Raw genomic sequence first — 17,704 nt, forward strand, 5'->3', positions numbered from 1 at the left:
CCGGGGCCAGTTTATCCGGCAGACGCCGAGAAAGGTCCAGGCGTCTCGGCCAGTGGGAGTGGAGTTAGGGGTTGTCACTCCGTCCTGCGATACGACGATCACCCACTATCCCGACCCCAAACATTGGGTTTGGGCCGATTTCACACGCCCGGAAGGGCGAACGAAGAATTAACTCTCCGTTCGTCTACGCGGACCCGAGCGCCGGTACGACCAGGTCCCAGACGGTGTCGGCGAGCGCCTCCTTGGGACCGTACGGAACGGGCGTCTCGCCGCCGTCCGCGGCGAGGATCACCGCTTCGTTCTCCTCGGCCCCGAAGGTCTTGCGCTCCCCCACCTCGTTGACGACCAGCAGGTCGCAGCCCTTGCGGCGCAGCTTCGCCCGGCCGTTGGCGAGGACGTCGTCCGTCTCGGCGGCGAAGCCGACGATCACCTGTCCGGGCCTGGCGCGCTCGGCGCCGATCTCCGCGAGGATGTCCGGGTTGCGGACGAGCACGATCGGCGCCGGCTCCTCGCCGTCCTTCTTCTTGATCTTGCCCTCGGCGTAGGATGCCGGGCGGAAATCGGCCACCGCGGCGGCCATGACCACGGCGTCGGCGTCGGCGGCTGATTTCAGTACCGCTTCACGCAGTTGTACGGCGGTTCCGACGCGTACCACGTCGACGCCCGCCGGGTCCGGCAGCCCGGTGTTCGCCTCGATGAGGGTGACCCGGGCGCCGCGGGCCGCCGCCGTACGGGCCAGGGCGTACCCCTGCTTCCCCGAGGAGCGGTTGCCGAGGAAGCGCACCGGGTCGAGCGGCTCGCGCGTCCCGCCGGCCGAGACGACGACATGCCGCCCCGCCAGGTCGGGCGTGCTCACGCCGCGCGCCAGCAGCCGGCGGCAGACCTCGAAGATCGCGCCGGGGTCGGGCAGCCGCCCCTTGCCGGTGTCGACGCCGGTGAGGCGGCCGACGGCGGGCTCGATGACGACCGCTCCGCGCTCGCGCAGGGTCGCGACGTTCGCCCGGGTCGCGGGGTGCTCCCACATCTCGGTGTGCATGGCCGGCGCGAAGACCACCGGGCAGCGTGCGGTGAGGAGCGTGTTGGTCAGCAGGTCGTCGGCCAGGCCCTGGGCGGCCTTGGCGAGCAGGTCGGCGGTGGCGGGGGCGACGACGACGAGGTCGGCGGACTGCCCGATGCGCACGTGCGGCACCTCGTGGACGTCCGACCAGACCTCGGTGGAGACGGGGTGGCCGGAGAGCGCGGACCAGGTCGCGGCTCCGACGAAGTGCAGGGCGGACGCGGTCGGCACGACCCGTACGTCATGGCCCGACTCGGTGAGGCGGCGCAGCAGCTCGCACGCCTTGTACCCGGCGATCCCGCCGCTCACTCCCAGGACGACCCCGGGCCCGCCCCCGCCCGGCCGCCCCGGCTCCTGCGACCGCTCCGTCCGGCCCACCTGGTCCACCTGGTCCACCGTGTCTCCCCGCGTTCGGATGGATTCGTCTCCCCCATGACACACCACGGGCCCGGCAGTCGCGCTGCCGGGCCCGTGGTGAGAGGAATTGTTCGCCGTTACTGCGCCGGGCCGTCGATGGCCTCGGACGTCAGCAGACCCGCGTTGATCTCACGCAGGGCGATCGAGAGCGGCTTCTCGTGGACGTGCGTGTCCACCAGCGGACCGACGTACTCGAGCAGGCCCTCGCCGAGCTGCGAGTAGTACGCGTTGATCTGACGCGCGCGCTTGGCCGCGTAGATCACGAGGCTGTACTTCGAGTCCGTGGCCTCGAGCAGCTCGTCGATCGGCGGGTTGATGATGCCCTCGGGCGTGGAAATGGAAGAGGACACTCTCTTGCCTTCCGAAGAAAAAACAGGGAAATACAGGAAATACCGGGTGTTGCCGACGTCTGCGCGACAAGCAGACAGGGGTCAGACAACTGCCATCAAGGCTAGCAGCTCGCGCGCCACGTCCTCGACGGAGGTGTTCACCAGGCTGATGTCGAACTCCGACTCGGCGGCCAGCTCCACCTTCGCGGCCACCAGCCGGCGCTCGATCACCTCGGGCGACTCGGTGCCCCGGCCGGTCAGCCGGCGGACCAGCTCGTCCCAGCTCGGCGGTGCCAGGAAGACCAGCTGTGAGTCCGGCATCGAGTCCTTGACCTGCCGCGCGCCCTGGAGGTCGATCTCCAGGAGTACGGGCTCGCCGGCCTCCAGGCGCCTCTGCACCGCGAGACGCGGTGTGCCGTAGCGGTTGCCCGCGAACTCGGCCCACTCCAGCAGCTCGCCGTTGGCGACCAGCTTGTCGAACTCCTCGTCGGTGACGAAGAAGTACTGGACGCCGTGGCGTTCGCCGGGACGCGGCTTTCTGGTGGTGGCCGACACCGAGAGCCATACCTCGGGGTGGACCTTGCGCATATGCGCGACGACCGTGCTCTTGCCGACGCCCGAAGGGCCGGAGAGCACGGTCAGCCGCGGATGTACCTCTGGTGCCATGCAGCGATTATCCAGGTTCCCGGGAGTGCCCGGGAACGTCAGGCGGGACTGCCGCCGAACTCGCGTTCAAGCGACGCGATCTGGTTGGAGCCGAGACCCCGGACACGGCGGCTTTCGGAGATGCCGAGTCGCTCCATGATCTGCTTGGCGCGCACCTTGCCCACGCCGGGCAGAGATTCGAGGAGGGCGGAGACCTTCATCTTGCCGATGACGTCGTTCTCCTGACCCTGCTTGATGACCTCGTGGAGGGAGGCGCCGGAGTGCTTGAGTCGATTCTTGACCTCGGCCCGCTCCCGGCGAGCCGCGGCGGCCTTTTCGAGCGCGGCTGCGCGCTGTTCAGGGGTAAGGGGCGGAAGAGCCACGCCTACGTCACCTCGGATGTCGAACTGTCGGATACGGACCGGTGCGGAACTGGTTCGTCCCACACCAGGCGAGCAACGAGCGATGGTTCCGCGCGTTGACTCTCGACGGAGACTAGCGGTGCAGACCGCTCTCGTCAGCGAGAACAGCCGAAAAGTCCTGGTCAGCATCGCTCGACCAGGACATTTCCGGCAAAACAACCCGCTTTTCTGTCAGGATCCGCGTTCGAACCGCGTCAGCGCGCTCGCCGAGCGCCCTCGACCGCCGTCCGGACGTCGTCGCCGAACCGCTCCGCCGCCGCACGCAGGACGTAAACATCCGGGCCGTGACGGAGTACTCCCCGGCTCACACTCGGCACCACGTCGCCGACGGCCGCGCCGAACACAGCAGGAAGGTCCGCGGGGGTCGCGCCCTGCGCCCCGATGCCGGGGGCGAGGAGCGGCCCGTTGATCGCGAGATTCACCCCGGCCTCGGCGAGGGTCGCCCCGACGACGGCGCCGACCGAACCGAGCGGCGTCGCCCCGGCGTTCTCCGCGGCGGCGTGGTCGAGCATCGTCTGGGCGACCGAGCAACCGCCCTGGGTGGTGGCCCGCTGGACCTCGGCGCCCTCCGGGTTGGAGGTGAGCGCCAGCACGAAGAGACCGGAGCCGCTGACGCGCGCGGCGTCCAGCGCGGGGCGCAGCGAACCGAAGCCGAGGTACGGCGAGACCGTGAGGGCGTCGGAGAAGAGCGGGCTGTCCTTGTCGAGGTACGTGGCGGCGTACGCGCCCATGGTGGAGCCGATGTCGCCGCGCTTGGCGTCCATCAGGACCAGCGCGCCGGCGGCCCGCGCCTCGGCGACCGCCTTCTCCAGGACGGCGACACCGCGCGAGCCGAACCGCTCGAAGAACGCCGACTGCGGCTTCAGTACGGCCACGCGGTCGGCCAGCGCCTCGACGACGGTACGGGTGAAGGCCGTCAGGCCCGCGACGTCGTCGCTCAGGCCCCAGTCGTGCAGCAGCGAGGCGTGGGGGTCGATGCCCACGCAGAGCGGGCCCCGGGTGTCCATGGCGCGGCGCAGGCGTGCCCCGAAGGGCTCCCGCTCCGTGTCCGCGCCCACGGACGCGGCGGTGACGGTGGCGTCGTTCACGCGTGCGCCTTCCTGGTGTCGGCGCCGACGGCCTCGGCGAGGGTGGCGTACTGACTGGTGGCCAGCCGGGCGGCGAGCCCCTTGTGGATGCCCCGGCTCCAGAACGGGCCCTGGTAGATGAAGGCGCTGTAGCCCTGGACGAGCGTCGCGCCCGCCAGGATCCGCTGCCAGGCGTCCTCGGCGTTCTCGATGCCTCCCACGCCGACCAGGGTGATCCGGTCGCCCACGCGCGCGTACAGCCGCCTCAGGACCTCCAGCGAGCGCGCCTTCAGGGGCGCCCCGGACAGTCCGCCGGTCTCGGCGAGCAGGGACGGGGCCGTCTTCAGGCCGAGGCCGTGCCGCGCGACGGTGGTGTTGGTGGCGATGATGCCGTCCAGGCCCAGCTCCACGGCCAGGTCGGCGACGGCGTCGATGTCGTCGTCGGCGAGGTCGGGGGCGATCTTGACCAGGAGCGGGACACGCCGCTGCGGTACGACGTGGTCGGCGGCCTCGCGTACGGCGGTCAGGAGCGGGCGCAGCTGGTCGACGGCCTGGAGGTTCCGCAGACCGGGGGTGTTCGGGGACGAGACGTTGACGACGAGGTAGTCGGCGTGGGCGGCCAGGCGCTCGGTCGACGTCACGTAGTCGCCGATCGCCGCGTCGTCCGGTACGGCCTTGGTCCTGCCGATGTTGACGCCGACCGTCGTACGGAAGATCTCGCGGCGGGTGGCCAGGCGCAGGGCGACGGTGGCCGATCCGTCGTTGTTGAAGCCCATGCGGTTGATCAGCGCCCGGTCGGCGGGCAGCCGGAACAGCCGCTGCGGGGCGTTGCCCGGCTGCGGCTGCCCGGTGACCGTGCCGATCTCGACATGGTCGAAGCCGAGCATCGACATGCCGTCGACGGCGACGGCGTTCTTGTCGAAGCCGGCGGCGAGGCCGAAGGGGCCGTGCATCCGCAGCCCGAAGGCCTCGGTGCGCAGCGCCTCGTAACGAGGGGCGAGCGCCGCGGCGACGAAGGTGCGCAGCACCGGGACGCGGACGACGAGCCCGATCCAGCGGAAGGCCAGGTGGTGCGCCTGCTCGGGGTCCATGCGTCGGAAGAGGAGCCGGAAGAGGAGTCGGTACATGGCAGCAGGCTCTCCTACTCTTCGCGCGCGGCGATGAGGTGCTCGGCGTGTTCCTGGAGCGAACGCACGCCGACCCCGCCGTGGTTGAGGGCGTCGATGCCCTGTACGGCCGCCGCGAGGGCCTGGACCGTCGTCAGGCACGGGACGCCGCGCGCCACAGCGGCGGTACGGATCTCGTAGCCGTCGAGCCGGCCGCCGGTGCCGTACGGCGTGTTGACGATGAGGTCGACCTCGCCGTCGTGGATGAGCTGGACGATGGTCCGCTCGCCGTTCGGTCCGGTGCCCTCGAACTGCTTGCGCACGATCGTGGCGTTGATGCCGTTGCGGCGCAGGACCTCGGCGGTGCCGGAGGTGGCGAGCAGCTCGAAGCCGTGCGCGACCAGTTCACGCGCCGGGAAGATCATCGAGCGCTTGTCGCGGTTGGCGACGGAGATGAAGGCGCGGCCCTTCGTGGGAAGCGGGCCGTACGCCCCCGCCTGCGACTTGGCGTACGCCGTGCCGAAGACGGAGTCGATGCCCATGACCTCGCCGGTGGAGCGCATCTCCGGCCCGAGGACGGTGTCGACGCCGCGTCCGTGGATGTCTCGGAAGCGCGACCACGGCATGACGGCCTCCTTGACGGAGATCGGCGCGTCCATGGGCAGGGTGCCGCCGTCGCCGCTCGCGGGCAGCAGACCCTCGGTACGGAGGCCGGCGATCGTCGCGCCCAGTGAGATCCGGGCGGCGGCCTTGGCCAGTGGCACGGCGGTGGCCTTGGAGGTGAAGGGCACCGTGCGCGAGGCGCGCGGGTTGGCCTCCAGGACGTAGAGGATGTCCCCGGCCAGCGCGAACTGGATGTTGATCAGACCGCGGACGCCGACCCCGCGCGCGATGGCCTCGGTGGAGGCCCGCAGCCGCTTGATGTCGAAGCCGCCGAGGGTGATCGGGGGCAGTGCGCACGCCGAGTCGCCGGAGTGGATGCCGGCTTCCTCGATGTGCTCCATGACGCCGCCGAGGTAGAGCTCCGTGCCGTCGTAGAGCGCGTCGACGTCGATCTCGATGGCGTCGTCGAGGAAGCGGTCCACCAGGACGGGGCGGGTGGGGCTGATCTCGGTGGACTCGGCGATGTACGAGGAGAGGCGGGCCTCGTCGTACACGATCTCCATGCCGCGGCCGCCCAGGACGTACGAGGGCCGGACCAGCACGGGGTAGCCGATCTCGTCGGCGATTGCCTTGGCCTCCCCGAAGGTGGTGGCCGTGCCGTGCTTGGGCGCGGGCAGGCCCGCCTCGGCGAGGACGCGGCCGAAGGCGCCGCGGTCCTCGGCGGCGTGGATCGCCTCCGGGGAGGTGCCGACGACCGGCACGCCGTTGTCCTTGAGTGCCTGCGCGAGGCCGAGGGGTGTCTGGCCGCCGAGCTGGACGACGACGCCGGCGACGGGCCCGGCCAGGGTCTCCGCGTGGACGATCTCCAGGACGTCCTCCAGGGTGAGCGGCTCGAAGTAGAGCCGGTCGGAGGTGTCGTAGTCGGTGGAGACGGTCTCGGGGTTGCAGTTGACCATCACGGTCTCGTAGCCCGCGTCGCTGAGCGCGAAGGAGGCGTGCACACAGGAGTAGTCGAACTCGATGCCCTGGCCGATGCGGTTGGGGCCGGAGCCGAGGATGATCACGGCGGGCTTCTCGCGCGGCGCGACCTCGCTCTCCTCGTCGTAGGAGGAGTAGAAGTACGGGGTCCTGGCGGCGAATTCGGCGGCGCAGGTGTCGACCGTCTTGTAGACCGGGCGGACGCCGAGCGCGTGCCGCACCTCGCGGACGACGTCCTCGCGCAGCCCGCGGATCTCGGCGATCTGGGCGTCGGAGAAGCCGTGCCGCTTGGCTTCGGCGAGGAGTCCGGGGTCGAGGCGGTCGGCGGCGGCCAGCTCGTCCGCGTACTCCTTGATCAGGAAGAGCTGGTCGACGAACCACGGGTCGATCTTCGTCGAGTCGAAGACCTCCTCCTGGGTGGCTCCGGCGCGGATCGCCTGCATGACGGTGTTGATCCGGCCGTCGGTGGGGACCTTCGCCAGCTCCAGCAGCTCGGCCTTGTCGCCCGGCTCTCCGGTGAAGGCGAACTGGCTGCCCTTCTTCTCCAGCGAGCGCAGTGCCTTCTGGAACGACTCGGTGAAGTTGCGGCCGATGGCCATGGCCTCGCCCACCGACTTCATGGTGGTGGTGAGGGTGGCGTCGGCGGCGGGGAACTTCTCGAAGGCGAAGCGCGGGACCTTCACCACGACGTAGTCGAGGGTCGGTTCGAAGGACGCCGGGGTCTTCTCGGTGATGTCGTTGGGGATCTCGTCCAGCGTGTACCCCACGGCGAGGCGCGCGGCGATCTTGGCGATCGGGAAGCCGGTGGCCTTGGAGGCGAGCGCGGAGGAGCGCGAGACCCGGGGGTTCATCTCGATGACGATGATCCGGCCGTCGACCGGGTCGACGGCGAACTGGATGTTGCAGCCGCCGGTGTCGACGCCGACCTCGCGGATGATCGCGATGCCGATGTCGCGCAGCCGCTGGTACTCGCGGTCGGTGAGGGTCATCGCGGGAGCGACGGTGATGGAGTCACCGGTGTGGACGCCCATCGGGTCGAAGTTCTCGATGGAGCAGACGACCACGACGTTGTCGTTCCTGTCGCGCATCAGCTCCAGTTCGTACTCCTTCCAGCCGAGGATGGACTCCTCCAGGAGCACCTCGGTGGTCGGCGAGAGCATCAGGCCCTGTCCGGCGATGCGGCGCAGCTCGTCCTCGTCGTGGGCGAAGCCGGAGCCGGCGCCGCCCATCGTGAAGGAGGGGCGTACGACGACGGGGTAGCCGCCCAGCTCCTCGACGCCGGCCAGGATGTCGTCCATCGAGTGGCAGATGACGGAGCGGGCGGACTCGCCGTGGCCGATCTTGGCGTTGACGGCTTCGACGACGCCCTTGAAGAGGTCGCGGTCCTCGCCCTTGTTGATGGCCTCGACGTTGGCGCCGATGAGCTCGACGCCGTACCTCTCCAGGACGCCGTTGTCGTGCATGGAGATCGCGGTGTTGAGCGCGGTCTGGCCGCCGAGGGTGGGCAGCAGCGCGTCGGGGCGCTCCTTGGCGATGATCTTCTCGACGAACTCGGGGGTGATCGGCTCGACGTACGTGGCGTCGGCGATCTCCGGGTCGGTCATGATCGTCGCGGGGTTGGAGTTGACGAGGATGACGCGCAGGCCCTCGGCCTTGAGTACGCGGCAGGCCTGGGTCCCGGAGTAGTCGAACTCGGCGGCCTGGCCGATGACGATCGGGCCCGAGCCGATGACCAGGACGGACCGGATATCGGAGCGCTTAGGCACGCTGGCCCTCCATCAGGGATGTGAAGCGGTCGAAGAGGTACGCGGCGTCGTGCGGGCCGGCGGCCGCCTCGGGGTGGTACTGGACGCTGAAGACCGGCCGGTCGAGCAGCCTGAGCCCCTCGACCACGTCGTCGTTGAGACAGACGTGGGAGACCTCGGCGCGGCCGTAGGGGGTGTCGGAGATCCGGTCGAGCGGGGCGTCGACGGCGAACCCGTGGTTGTGCGCGGTGACTTCGACCTTGCCGGTTGAACGATCCTGCACCGGCTGGTTGATACCGCGGTGGCCGTATTTGAGCTTGTACGTGCCGAAGCCCAGTGCGCGGCCGAGGAGTTGGTTGCCGAAGCAGATGCCGAAGAGCGGCGTGCCGCGCTCCAGCACGCCCTTGACGACGGTGAGGTCGGCGGTGGCGGGGTCGCCGGGCCCGTTGGAGAGGAAGACACCGTCGGGCCCGACCGCGTACACGTCCTCGACGGTGGCGGTGGCGGGCAGCACGTGCACCTCGATGCCGCGCTCGGCCATGCGCTGCGGGGTCATGCCCTTGATGCCGAGGTCGAGGGCGGCGACGGTGAACCGCTTGGTGCCGACGGCCGGGACGACGTACGTCTCGGTGGTGGCGACCTCCGCGGACAGGTTCGCGCCCTTCATCAGGGGCGCCTCCTTCACGCGTGCGGTGAGCGTCGTGTCGTCGTCGAGGACGCCGCCGGCGAGCGCGTCGCCGGAGAAGATGCCGACGCGCATCGCGCCGCGCTCACGCAGATGGCGGGTGAGGGCGCGGGTGTCGACGCCGCTGATGCCGACGACTCCCTGGCGCAGCAGTTCCTCGTCCAGGGAGCGCCGGGAGCGCCAGTTGGAGGGGATCCGGGCGGGGTCGCGTACGACATAGCCCGCGACCCAGATCCGGCCGGACTCGTCGTCCTCGTCGTTGATGCCGGTGTTGCCGATGTGCGGGGCGGTCATGACGACGACCTGGCGGTGGTACGAGGGGTCGGTGAGGGTTTCCTGGTAGCCGGTCATGCCGGTGGAGAACACCGCCTCGCCGAAGGTCTCCCCCACGGCCCCGTAGGCGCGGCCGCGGAAGCTCCGGCCGTCCTCCAGGACGAGTACGGCGGGAGCTTTGCCGGCTCCCCGGGTGGAGAGGGTCATCGTGCGGTGCCTTCCGTCGTGAAGGGTGCGTCGTTGGTCGCGGTGGTCGACGCGTCGGTGGTCGACGCGCCCGTGGTCGGTGCGTCGTTCGTCGTGATCGACTGGTTCATGAGATTGACCGCCTCGACCCAGGCGGCGTGCTCCGCCGCGCGGTCGGAGCGGAAGCCGGAGTCGAGCAGCCGGTCGCCGTGCTGCCAGGTGAGGATCAGCAGTCCGCCCTCGGCGAGGACCTTGCCGGCGATGCCCTTGTCGAGCCGGGCGGCGCGCAGCCGGTCCGCCGGGACGAAGAAGTCGGTGGCCCCCGGCCGTACGACCGCCACGCCCGCGTCGGTCAGCGTGAGCTCCGCCCGGCTGCGGACTCCGAGGCCGTGGGCGACGATCCGGTCCAGCCACTGACCGGCGGTCGTCGAGCCGTGGTACCTGCCGCTGAGCCGCAGCTTCACGTCCCCGTCGGCGCCGGGCTCCTCGGGTGCCACCGGCAGCTCCGGCAGGTCGGACTGGAGGCTTCCGCGCCACTTCCAGCCCTGCCGCATCAGCCAGTAGACGAACGCGATGAACAGGAGCAGTCCCACCACCCAGCCGATGCGGGCGGCCCAGTCGGTCACCTCCGCCGATTTCTGTTCGGCGGCCAGATTGATCAGTGCAGCGCTCACGCCAGATTCCCGTCGACGACCGTGGCACGGCCCCGCAGGAAGGTGTGGGTGACGCGTCCCGGCAGCTCACGGCCCTGGTAGGGGGTGTTACGGCTGCGGGAGGCGAAGCCCGCGGGGTCCACCACTCCACGGTAAGCGGGATCGACGAGCGTGAGGTTGGCGGGCTCACCTGCCGAGACGGGACGGCCGTGACCGGCGAGGCGGCCGATCTGCGCGGGCCGCACCGACATCCGGTCGGCGACTCCCGCCCAGTCGATGAGACCGGTGTCGACCATCGTCTGCTGGACGACGGAGAGCGCGGTCTCCAGGCCGACCATGCCCATGGCCGCCGCCGCCCACTCGCAGTCCTTGTCCTCGTGCGGGTGCGGGGCGTGGTCGGTGGCGACGCAGTCGATCGTGCCGTCCGCAAGGGCCTCGCGCAGCGCCAGGACGTCGGCCTCGGTGCGCAGGGGCGGGTTCACCTTGTAGACGGGGTTGTACGTGCGTACGAGCTCGTCCGTCAGCAGCAGGTGGTGCGGCGTGACCTCGGCGGTGACGTTCCAGCCCTTGGACTTGGCCCAGCGGACGATCTCGACCGAACCGGCCGTGGAGAGGTGGCAGATGTGGACGCGGGAGCCGACGTGGGCGGCGAGCAGCACGTCGCGGGCGATGATCGACTCCTCGGCGACGGCGGGCCAGCCGCCGAGGCCGAGTTCGGAGGAGACGATGCCCTCGTTCATCTGGGCGCCCTGGGTGAGCCGGGGCTCCTGGGCGTGCTGGGCGACGACTCCGTCGAACGCCTTCACGTACTCCAGGGCCCGGCGCATGATCACCGCGTCGTCCACGCACTTGCCGTCGTCGGAGAAGACCCGCACTCCGGCGGCCGAGTCGTGCATGGCGCCGAGTTCGGCGAGCTGCTTGCCCTCCAGGCCGACGGTGACGGCGCCGACGGGCTGTACGTCGCAGTAGCCGGACTCCCGGCCGAGCCGCCAGACCTGCTCGACCACGCCGGCGGTGTCGGCGACGGGGAAGGTGTTGGCCATGGCGTGCACGGCGGTGAAGCCGCCGACGGCCGCCGCCCTGGTGCCGGTGAGGACGGTCTCGGAGTCCTCACGGCCGGGCTCGCGCAGATGTGTGTGGAGGTCGACCAGGCCGGGCAGCAGGATCTGGCCCTCGGCCTCCACCACGGTGGCGTCGCCGGCGTCGATGCCGGTGGCCACGCGTTCGACGACCGTGCCGTCGATGAGGACGTCACGCGCCTCGCCGCCGAGGATGTTGGCGCCGCGGATAAGGATCTTGCTCATGGTTACTTGTTCTCCTCGGTGGCGGACGCCGGACGGGAATGGGTGACGGCGGGCACGGTCGGTGAATTGAACACAGCACCGCCCAGAAGCAGATACAGGACGGCCATCCGGGTCGAGACGCCGTTGGCGACCTGCTCGACGGCCGTGCAGCGGTCGGAGTCGGCGACCTCGGCGGTGATCTCCATGCCCCGGTTCATCGGGCCGGGGTGCATGACGATCGAGTTGTCGGGCATCCGGGCCATCCGCTCGCCGTCGAGCCCGTAGCGCCGTGAGTACTCGCGCTCGGTCGGGAAGAACGCGGCGTTCATCCGCTCACGCTGGACCCGCAGCATCATCACGGCGTCGGACTTGGGCAGCACCCGGTCCAGGTCGTACGACACCTCGCAGGGCCACTTCTCGACGCCGATCGGCACCAGGGTCGGCGGGGCGACGAGGGTGACCTCGGCGCCGAGCGTGTGCAGCAGCAGGACGTTGGAGCGGGCGACCCGGCTGTGCAGGATGTCGCCGACGATCGTGATGCGGCGGCCTTCGAGGTCCCGGCCGATGCCCGCGTCGGCGCCGACCAGCCTGCGGCGCATGGTGAAGGCGTCGAGCAGGGCCTGGGTGGGATGTTCGTGCGTGCCGTCACCCGCGTTGATGACGGCGCCGTCGATCCAGCCGGAGTTGGCGAGCCGGTACGGGGCGCCGGAGGAGCCGTGCCGGATGACGACGGCGTCGGCGCCCATCGCCTCCAGGGTCAGCGCGGTGTCCTTGAGCGACTCTCCTTTGGAGACCGACGAGCCCTTGGCCGAGAAGTTGATGACATCGGCGGACAGCCGCTTGGCGGCGGCCTCGAAGGAGATCCGGGTGCGGGTCGAGTCCTCGAAGAAGAGGTTGACGACGGTACGGCCGCGCAGCGTCGGCAGCTTCTTGATGGGCCGGTCGGCGACCCTGGCCATCTCCTCGGCGGTGTCGAGGATCAGTACGGCGTCGTCGCGGGTGAGATCGGCGGCGGAGATGAGATGGCCGGGGGTTCGGGGGCTTGCCCCTGGGAGGCGCAGCATCGGGTGTGCTCCGTTGTGTGGAGGTGGTTCCGGGTTCCCGGGTCTCCCCGGGCGGGCACGGCGGCGTCAGGGCGCGCCGACGCGCGGGCCGTGTACGGGTCTGCGGTGTACGGGAGGGGCCCGCTACCGCTCGCCGGCCGGGTCGGTCCCGCGCAGGCCCAGCAGCACGGTGTCGCGGCCGTCCTCCTCGGCGAGCTGGACCTTGACGGTCTCGCGCAGCGAGGTGGGGAGGTTCTTGCCCACGTAGTCGGCGCGAATGGGCAGTTCGCGGTGGCCGCGGTCGACGAGGACGGCGAGCTGGACCGCGCGCGGCCGGCCGATGTCGCCCAGCGCGTCGAGGGCGGCGCGGATCGTGCGGCCGGAGAAGAGCACGTCGTCCACGAGGACGACGAGACGTCCGTCGACGCCGTCGGCCGGGATGTCGGTGCGGGCCAGTGCGCGGGCGGGCCGCATACGCAGGTCGTCGCGGTACATCGTGATGTCGAGGGAGCCGACCGGGATCTTGCCGCCGGTGATCTCTTCGAGCTTGTCGGCCAGCCGCCGGGCCAGGAAGACGCCACGGGTGGGGATGCCGAGCAGGACCACGTCGTCGGCGCCCTTGGCACGTTCGACGATCTCGTGGGCGATACGGGTCAGTGCCCGTGCGATGTCGGGTGCCTCCAGCACGGGGCGGGCGGCATCAGAGCTGTGCGTGTCCATAAGAAACGGACCTCCTTCTCCGCCTCACGGGACGGACGTTAAAGGACGTCGGATTTGCGCCGTCGACATTACCAGGTCCGGCGCCCTTTTCCGGACTTGTGGAGGGGCGGGTACGGACCATTCGGCTTGACGCATCCAAGTCACGCTGCGTAACCTCACAGTGAGTTACCAGCCACGCGGCGGAGCCGCAGATTGTCCCAGCGTCCGGGGAGCCATATGTCCAGCGAATACGCAAAGCAGCTCGGGGCCAAGCTCCGCGCCATCCGCACCCAGCAGGGCCTTTCCCTCCACGGCGTGGAGGAGAAGTCACAGGGCCGCTGGAAGGCAGTGGTGGTGGGGTCGTACGAGCGCGGCGACCGCGCGGTGACGGTGCAGCGCCTCGCCGAGCTGGCCGATTTCTACGGTGTCCCGGTGCAGGAGCTGCTGCCGGGCACGACGCCCGGCGGAGCCGCCGAGCCGCCGCCGAAGCTCGTCCTGGACCTGGAGCGTCTCGCCCATGTGCCCCAGGAGAAGGCGGGCCCGCTCCAGCGTTACGCGGCGACCATCCAGAGCCAGCGCGGTGACTACAACGGCAAGGTGCTGTCGATCCGCCAGGACGACCTGCGCACGCTCGCGGTCATCTACGACCAGTCTCCGTCGGTCCTCACCGAGCAGCTGATCAGCTGGGGTGTGCTGGACGCGGACGCGCGCCGCGCCGTGGCTCACGACGAGGGCTGACACCGCGGTACAGAACAGCAGAAACGTCACATCCGACAGGGGCGGACCGCGATCGGCGGGCCGCCCCTTTGGCGTGCCGCCCTCGGCAAGGGCCGTGGTCGCCCGGTGCGCGCGTGTCGGGCGCCGTGTGGCTCCCCGGGGCGCAGGTCCGTCGCCGGGAGCGCACAGACGGCGTCGGTGGCCCCCGCGGATCCGATGAGCACGGCGGCGTCGCGCGGCGCGAGAGAGATGTCACTCATACACACCGCCGGGTCGAACGCGCGTACAGGCGCGGCGGCGGGCGATCGGGCCGCGTGTCACACGAATGGCCCAGTGGCCGACGGCCGGCTTCGATCTCGGCCGACTTCGATCGCCGGCCGGACCGCGAGTGCGGTCCGGCCGGCGATCGGCGTTCCCGGGCCGCGAGACCGCCCGGGAAGGGAGCTGCGGGAGCTACTCGGCGTCGGCGTCGGCGCGGAGCAGGCTCGGCTTGAGGTCCTTGAACCGGCCGAGGAGGCCGTTCACGAAGGACGGCGAGTCGTCGGTGGAGAACTCCTTGGCGAGCTGTACCGCCTCGTCGATCACCACGGCGTCGGGCGTGCCGTCCACCCACACCAGTTCGTACGTGCCGAGCCGCACGATGTTCCTGTCGACGACCGGCATGCGGTCGAGCGTCCAGCCCACCGAGTAGGTGGTGATGAGCTCGTCGATCCGGTCCGCGTACCGCGCGTACCCCTCGACCAGCTCCATCGTGTATTCGCTGACCGGCGGCTGGCGGTCGTCGGTCCGGGCGTGCCGCAGCCAGTCCGCGAGGACCGTCTGCACGGGCGCCCCGCGCTGGTCGGCCTCGAAGAGGATCTGGAAGGCGCGCTTACGGGCCTTGTTGCGGGCAGCCACGGTTAGCTGTTCACCCGGCCGAGGTACTCACCGGAGCGCGTGTCGACCTTGATCTTCTCGCCGGTCGTGATGAAGAGCGGGACACCGATCTCGTAACCGGTCTCCAGCTTCGCGGGCTTGGATCCGCCGGTGGAGCGGTCGCCCTGCACGCCGGGGTCGGTGTGCTCGATGACCAGTTCGACGGCGGCGGGCAGCTCGACGTAGAGCGCGTTGCCCTCGTACATCGCCACCGTGGCCTCGAAGCCCTCCAGGAGGAAGTTCGCGGCGTCGCCGACGATCTCCCGGCTGATGTGGATCTGGTCGTAGGTGCCCATGTCCATGAAGACGAAGTACTCGCCGTCCATGTACGAGAACTGCATGTCGCGGCGGTCGACGTTGGCCGTCTCGACCTTCACGCCGGCGTTGAAGGTCTTGTCGACGACCTTGCCGGAGAGCACGTTCTTCAGCTTGGTGCGCACAAAGGCGGGGCCCTTGCCGGGCTTGACATGCTGAAACTCGACGACGGACCAGAGCTGGCCGGAGTCGAGCTTGAGAACCATGCCGTTCTTGAGGTCGTTCGTGGAAGCCACGGTTGCGGAATCTCCTGGACTGAAGCGGGGTGGGACCACGGGTGCGCGCCACCACCGCGACCGGCGAAAACCTTGCCGGAGCACTACAGCGCGAGCAGTTCCTTGGTCGTAATGGTGAGTAGCTCGGGTCCGCCGTCCGCCAGGGGGCGGACGACGAGCGTGTCATCGATCCGGACACCGCCCCGGCCCGGGAGGTGGACCCCCGGTTCGACGGTGACCGGCACACAAGCGTCCAGTTTACCCATGGCGGTGGGTGCCAACTGCGGGTCCTCGTCGATTTCGAGCCCGACACCGTGCCCCGTACGGGCCGCGAGCCCTTCCCCGTACCCCGCCGACTCCAGCGGCCGGCGGGCCGCGCGGTCCACGTCGCGGTAGGCGGTTCCGGGCGTCAGAGCCTCCCGACCTGCCCGTTGTGCGGCGAACACCAGGTCGTACAGATCGATCTGCCAGTCGGCGGGCGACGATCCGATGACGAAGGTGCGGCCGATCTCGCAGCGGTACCCGTGGTAGTTGGCACCGAGGCGTACGGAGAGGAAATCGCCCTCCTCGACCCTGCGGTCCGACGGCCGGTGGTCGGCGCGGCCCGAGTTCGGGCCGGTGGCGACCGAGGTCCGGAACGCCGGCCCGTCCGCGCCGTGGTCGACCAGGCGCCGCTCCAGCTCCAGGGCGAGATGCCGTTCGGTGCGGCCGACGAGGATCGATTCGAGCAGTTCACCCAGTGCCTGGTCGGAGATCTCGGCGGCGATCCGCAGCTGCGAGATCTCCTCCTCGTCCTTGACCGTCCGCTGCTGTTCCACGGTGCGGCCGAGATCGGCGAGGAGCAGCCGGGGTGCCACGGAACGGATGGCTCGGTGGCGGGCGACGGTCAGGTGGTGTTCCTCGACGGCGAGGGTGCGGGCCGCGGCCGGATCGAGGAGGTCCGCGGCGGCGACGGCCGGATCGCCCGTCGCGGTGGGCAGCACGCTCAGCCGCAGCTGCTCGTCGGGGCGGCCGTCGGCGGGGTCGCCGGTGGAGGTACGGGGACAGAGCAGTACGTCGCGCCGGTCGGCGACGCCGAGCAGCAGGACGGCGCCCGGTGGAGCACCGCCGGCGAGATAGCGGACGTTGGCGGGCAGTGACACCAGGGCTGCATCGGTGCCGGCCGCGGAGCACCGGTCGCGCAGCCGGCCGCGACGGACCGCGAACACCTCTGACATGTACCGAGCCTATGAGCGCGGGCCCGGCTCGGCGCGTCGGCGCGTCCGACCGGGGTGGCCGCCGCACCGGGCGGCCCCGGACCCGGACGCCCCGCCGGGCGCCCGCTACCAGGCCGGCGGGCTCGCGATCGACCGGGCGAGTACGTCGTCCAGGACCCGGGCCGTGGTCTCGACGTCGTACTTCGAGTTGTCGATGATCGGCAGTCCGGAGCCGTACCAGCCGGCCATCCGGCCGTGGATGCCCGCCACTTCCTCGTCCGAGAGCCTGCGGTTGCCGCTGCGCTCCGCGTTGCGCTCCAGCACGATCTCCAGGCCCGGCAGCAGGACGACGGGCAGCAGGCCGGGGCCGACGTGGCGCTTCCAGCCGCCGAGTCCGACGACGGGGCGGTCGGGGAAGACCGCGTCGTCGAGGATGCAGGAGATCCCGTTGGCGAGGAAGTTACGGGCGGCGAAGCCGCAGGTGCGGCGGGCCAGCCGGTACTGCGCCTCGGAGTGGTCGTTCCACCCCGACTGCGGGTCGGCGAAGCCGGAGCAGACCCATTCGCGTACGTCGTCGAGGCTGATGTGCGCGGTGGGGACCTGTCGGCGGGCCGCCCAGTGCCGGGCGACGGTCGTCTTGCCCGCACCGGCGGGTCCGATCAGCAGGACGGCGAGCGTGGCGGCGCCCGTACCGCTGTCGGCGGGATGCGGTACGGGGAGCGGGACCGGCCCGCCCGGCGGCAACTGGATGTGCCCGGTCGAGTCCGGCGGCGGGGCCGGCGGGCCCTGCTGGGGCACGGGGGTCCCCGGCGGCGCCGGAGGGATCCGCTGCGGTCCGCTGGGGCGGCCGCCCGGTGGCGGACCCGGATGCGGGGCGCCGTGCGGCGGCGGCGCGCCGTGCGCGTGCGGACCCGGCGGGCCACCGGGGCCCGGCTGCCCGCCGTACGGCGCCGCGCCCGGGACGGGCGCGTGCCCGTGGGGCGCGGGAGGGCCGGCCGGCGGGCCGGAGTGCGGTGCGCCGTGCGGTGGCGGACCGTGGGGCGGGGAGCCCTGCGTCCAGCCGCCCGGCCCCTGATCGCCCGCGCCGTGCGCCGAGCCATGGGGAGGCGGCAGCGGAGCCCCCACTGCGTGCTGCATCCGGTGCCACTCCGTCTC

General features: G+C 70.9%; 17 protein-coding genes. 1 reads left to right on the forward strand and 16 read right to left on the reverse strand.

Annotated features, from left to right (window positions below):
* Positions 1-184: 184 nt before the first annotated feature.
* The 12 genes from coaBC to pyrR form a co-directional block, all read right to left on the reverse strand.
* Positions 185-1,435, reverse strand: coding sequence for a bifunctional phosphopantothenoylcysteine decarboxylase/phosphopantothenate--cysteine ligase CoaBC (gene coaBC / locus SSPS47_RS04720; protein ID WP_164254386.1), 1,251 nt, complete (start codon positions 1,433-1,435; stop codon positions 185-187).
* Positions 1,436-1,551: 116 nt separating this feature from the next.
* Entirely contained in the window at positions 1,552-1,824 is a 273-nt protein-coding gene (rpoZ, locus tag SSPS47_RS04725; RefSeq protein WP_023542989.1) for a DNA-directed RNA polymerase subunit omega, read from the reverse strand.
* An 81-nt stretch (positions 1,825-1,905) separates the two neighbouring features.
* Positions 1,906-2,469 carry a guanylate kinase gene (gmk, locus tag SSPS47_RS04730; RefSeq protein ID WP_164248977.1) on the reverse strand — a complete coding sequence of 188 codons (564 nt, stop codon included), beginning with the start codon at positions 2,467-2,469 and terminating at the stop codon, positions 1,906-1,908.
* Between the two features lie 38 nt (positions 2,470-2,507).
* Complete coding sequence (locus SSPS47_RS04735) at positions 2,508-2,831, reverse strand: integration host factor (RefSeq protein ID WP_003970367.1); 324 nt, start codon at positions 2,829-2,831, stop codon at positions 2,508-2,510.
* A 233-nt stretch (positions 2,832-3,064) separates the two neighbouring features.
* Positions 3,065-3,958, reverse strand: a complete 894-nt coding sequence (gene pyrF / locus SSPS47_RS04740) for an orotidine-5'-phosphate decarboxylase (protein ID WP_275405139.1) — start codon at positions 3,956-3,958, stop codon at positions 3,065-3,067.
* Positions 3,955-5,064 (reverse strand): quinone-dependent dihydroorotate dehydrogenase, encoded by a 1,110-nt coding sequence (locus tag SSPS47_RS04745; protein WP_164248979.1) that lies wholly within the window; start codon positions 5,062-5,064, stop codon positions 3,955-3,957. Before SSPS47_RS04745 ends, pyrF begins: the two co-directional genes overlap by 4 nt.
* A gap of 14 nt (positions 5,065-5,078) precedes the next feature.
* Positions 5,079-8,390, reverse strand: coding sequence for a carbamoyl-phosphate synthase large subunit (gene carB / locus SSPS47_RS04750; RefSeq protein WP_164248981.1), 3,312 nt, complete (start codon positions 8,388-8,390; stop codon positions 5,079-5,081).
* Positions 8,383-9,534: a glutamine-hydrolyzing carbamoyl-phosphate synthase small subunit gene (gene carA, locus SSPS47_RS04755; RefSeq protein ID WP_147877592.1), complete on the reverse strand. Its 1,152-nt coding sequence runs from the start codon at positions 9,532-9,534 to the stop codon at positions 8,383-8,385. Before carA ends, carB begins: the two co-directional genes overlap by 8 nt.
* Positions 9,531-10,187 carry a hypothetical protein gene (locus SSPS47_RS04760; RefSeq protein ID WP_164248983.1) on the reverse strand — a complete coding sequence of 219 codons (657 nt, stop codon included), beginning with the start codon at positions 10,185-10,187 and terminating at the stop codon, positions 9,531-9,533. Before SSPS47_RS04760 ends, carA begins: the two co-directional genes overlap by 4 nt.
* Positions 10,184-11,470: a dihydroorotase gene (locus SSPS47_RS04765; RefSeq protein ID WP_164248984.1), complete on the reverse strand. Its 1,287-nt coding sequence runs from the start codon at positions 11,468-11,470 to the stop codon at positions 10,184-10,186. Before SSPS47_RS04765 ends, SSPS47_RS04760 begins: the two co-directional genes overlap by 4 nt.
* A gap of 2 nt (positions 11,471-11,472) precedes the next feature.
* On the reverse strand, positions 11,473-12,513 hold the full coding sequence (locus tag SSPS47_RS04770; RefSeq protein ID WP_164248986.1) for an aspartate carbamoyltransferase catalytic subunit: 1,041 nt from the start codon (positions 12,511-12,513) through the stop codon (positions 11,473-11,475).
* A gap of 123 nt (positions 12,514-12,636) precedes the next feature.
* Positions 12,637-13,212 carry a bifunctional pyr operon transcriptional regulator/uracil phosphoribosyltransferase PyrR gene (gene pyrR, locus SSPS47_RS04775; protein ID WP_147877596.1) on the reverse strand — a complete coding sequence of 192 codons (576 nt, stop codon included), beginning with the start codon at positions 13,210-13,212 and terminating at the stop codon, positions 12,637-12,639.
* Between the two features lie 216 nt (positions 13,213-13,428).
* On the opposite strand from pyrR, the gene bldD reads away from it, so the two are divergent.
* Positions 13,429-13,929 (forward strand): transcriptional regulator BldD, encoded by a 501-nt coding sequence (bldD, locus tag SSPS47_RS04780; protein WP_023542978.1) that lies wholly within the window; start codon positions 13,429-13,431, stop codon positions 13,927-13,929.
* Between the two features lie 432 nt (positions 13,930-14,361).
* Here the strand turns inward: bldD and nusB are convergent, their stop codons facing one another.
* The 4 genes from nusB to SSPS47_RS04800 all read right to left on the reverse strand — a co-directional run bounded on the left by nusB (position 14,362) and on the right by SSPS47_RS04800 (position 17,686).
* Entirely contained in the window at positions 14,362-14,805 is a 444-nt protein-coding gene (nusB, locus tag SSPS47_RS04785) for a transcription antitermination factor NusB (protein WP_147877597.1), read from the reverse strand.
* 2 nt (positions 14,806-14,807) lie between these two features.
* Positions 14,808-15,374, reverse strand: coding sequence for an elongation factor P (efp, locus tag SSPS47_RS04790; RefSeq protein ID WP_147877598.1), 567 nt, complete (start codon positions 15,372-15,374; stop codon positions 14,808-14,810).
* Positions 15,375-15,457: 83 nt separating this feature from the next.
* Positions 15,458-16,570 (reverse strand): aminopeptidase P family protein, encoded by a 1,113-nt coding sequence (locus SSPS47_RS04795; RefSeq protein ID WP_164248988.1) that lies wholly within the window; start codon positions 16,568-16,570, stop codon positions 15,458-15,460.
* Between the two features lie 105 nt (positions 16,571-16,675).
* A complete protein-coding gene (locus SSPS47_RS04800; RefSeq protein WP_164248990.1) occupies positions 16,676-17,686 on the reverse strand; it encodes an AAA family ATPase in 1,011 nt (336 codons plus the stop codon).
* Positions 17,687-17,704: the final 18 nt, after the last annotated feature.

It is taken from the genome of Streptomyces sp. S4.7, from assembly GCF_010384365.1.
Classification (GTDB): domain Bacteria; phylum Actinomycetota; class Actinomycetes; order Streptomycetales; family Streptomycetaceae; genus Streptomyces.

What these genes read in the sequence shown, in the direction of transcription:
- SSPS47_RS04795 (WP_164248988.1), bottom strand. Translation starts at nt 16,570, where the DNA reads ATGTCAGAGGTGTTCGCGGTCCGTCGCGGCCGGCTGCGCGACCGGTGC.
- carA (WP_147877592.1), bottom strand. Translation starts at nt 9,534, where the DNA reads ATGACCCTCTCCACCCGGGGAGCCGGCAAAGCTCCCGCCGTACTCGTC.
- bldD (WP_023542978.1), top strand. Translation starts at nt 13,429, where the DNA reads ATGTCCAGCGAATACGCAAAGCAGCTCGGGGCCAAGCTCCGCGCCATC.
- SSPS47_RS04770 (WP_164248986.1), bottom strand. Translation starts at nt 12,513, where the DNA reads ATGCTGCGCCTCCCAGGGGCAAGCCCCCGAACCCCCGGCCATCTCATC.
- SSPS47_RS04745 (WP_164248979.1), bottom strand. Translation starts at nt 5,064, where the DNA reads ATGTACCGACTCCTCTTCCGGCTCCTCTTCCGACGCATGGACCCCGAG.
- SSPS47_RS04800 (WP_164248990.1), bottom strand. Translation starts at nt 17,686, where the DNA reads ATGCAGCACGCAGTGGGGGCTCCGCTGCCGCCTCCCCATGGCTCGGCG.
- SSPS47_RS04765 (WP_164248984.1), bottom strand. Translation starts at nt 11,470, where the DNA reads ATGAGCAAGATCCTTATCCGCGGCGCCAACATCCTCGGCGGCGAGGCG.
- gmk (WP_164248977.1), bottom strand. Translation starts at nt 2,469, where the DNA reads ATGGCACCAGAGGTACATCCGCGGCTGACCGTGCTCTCCGGCCCTTCG.
- pyrR (WP_147877596.1), bottom strand. Translation starts at nt 13,212, where the DNA reads ATGGACACGCACAGCTCTGATGCCGCCCGCCCCGTGCTGGAGGCACCC.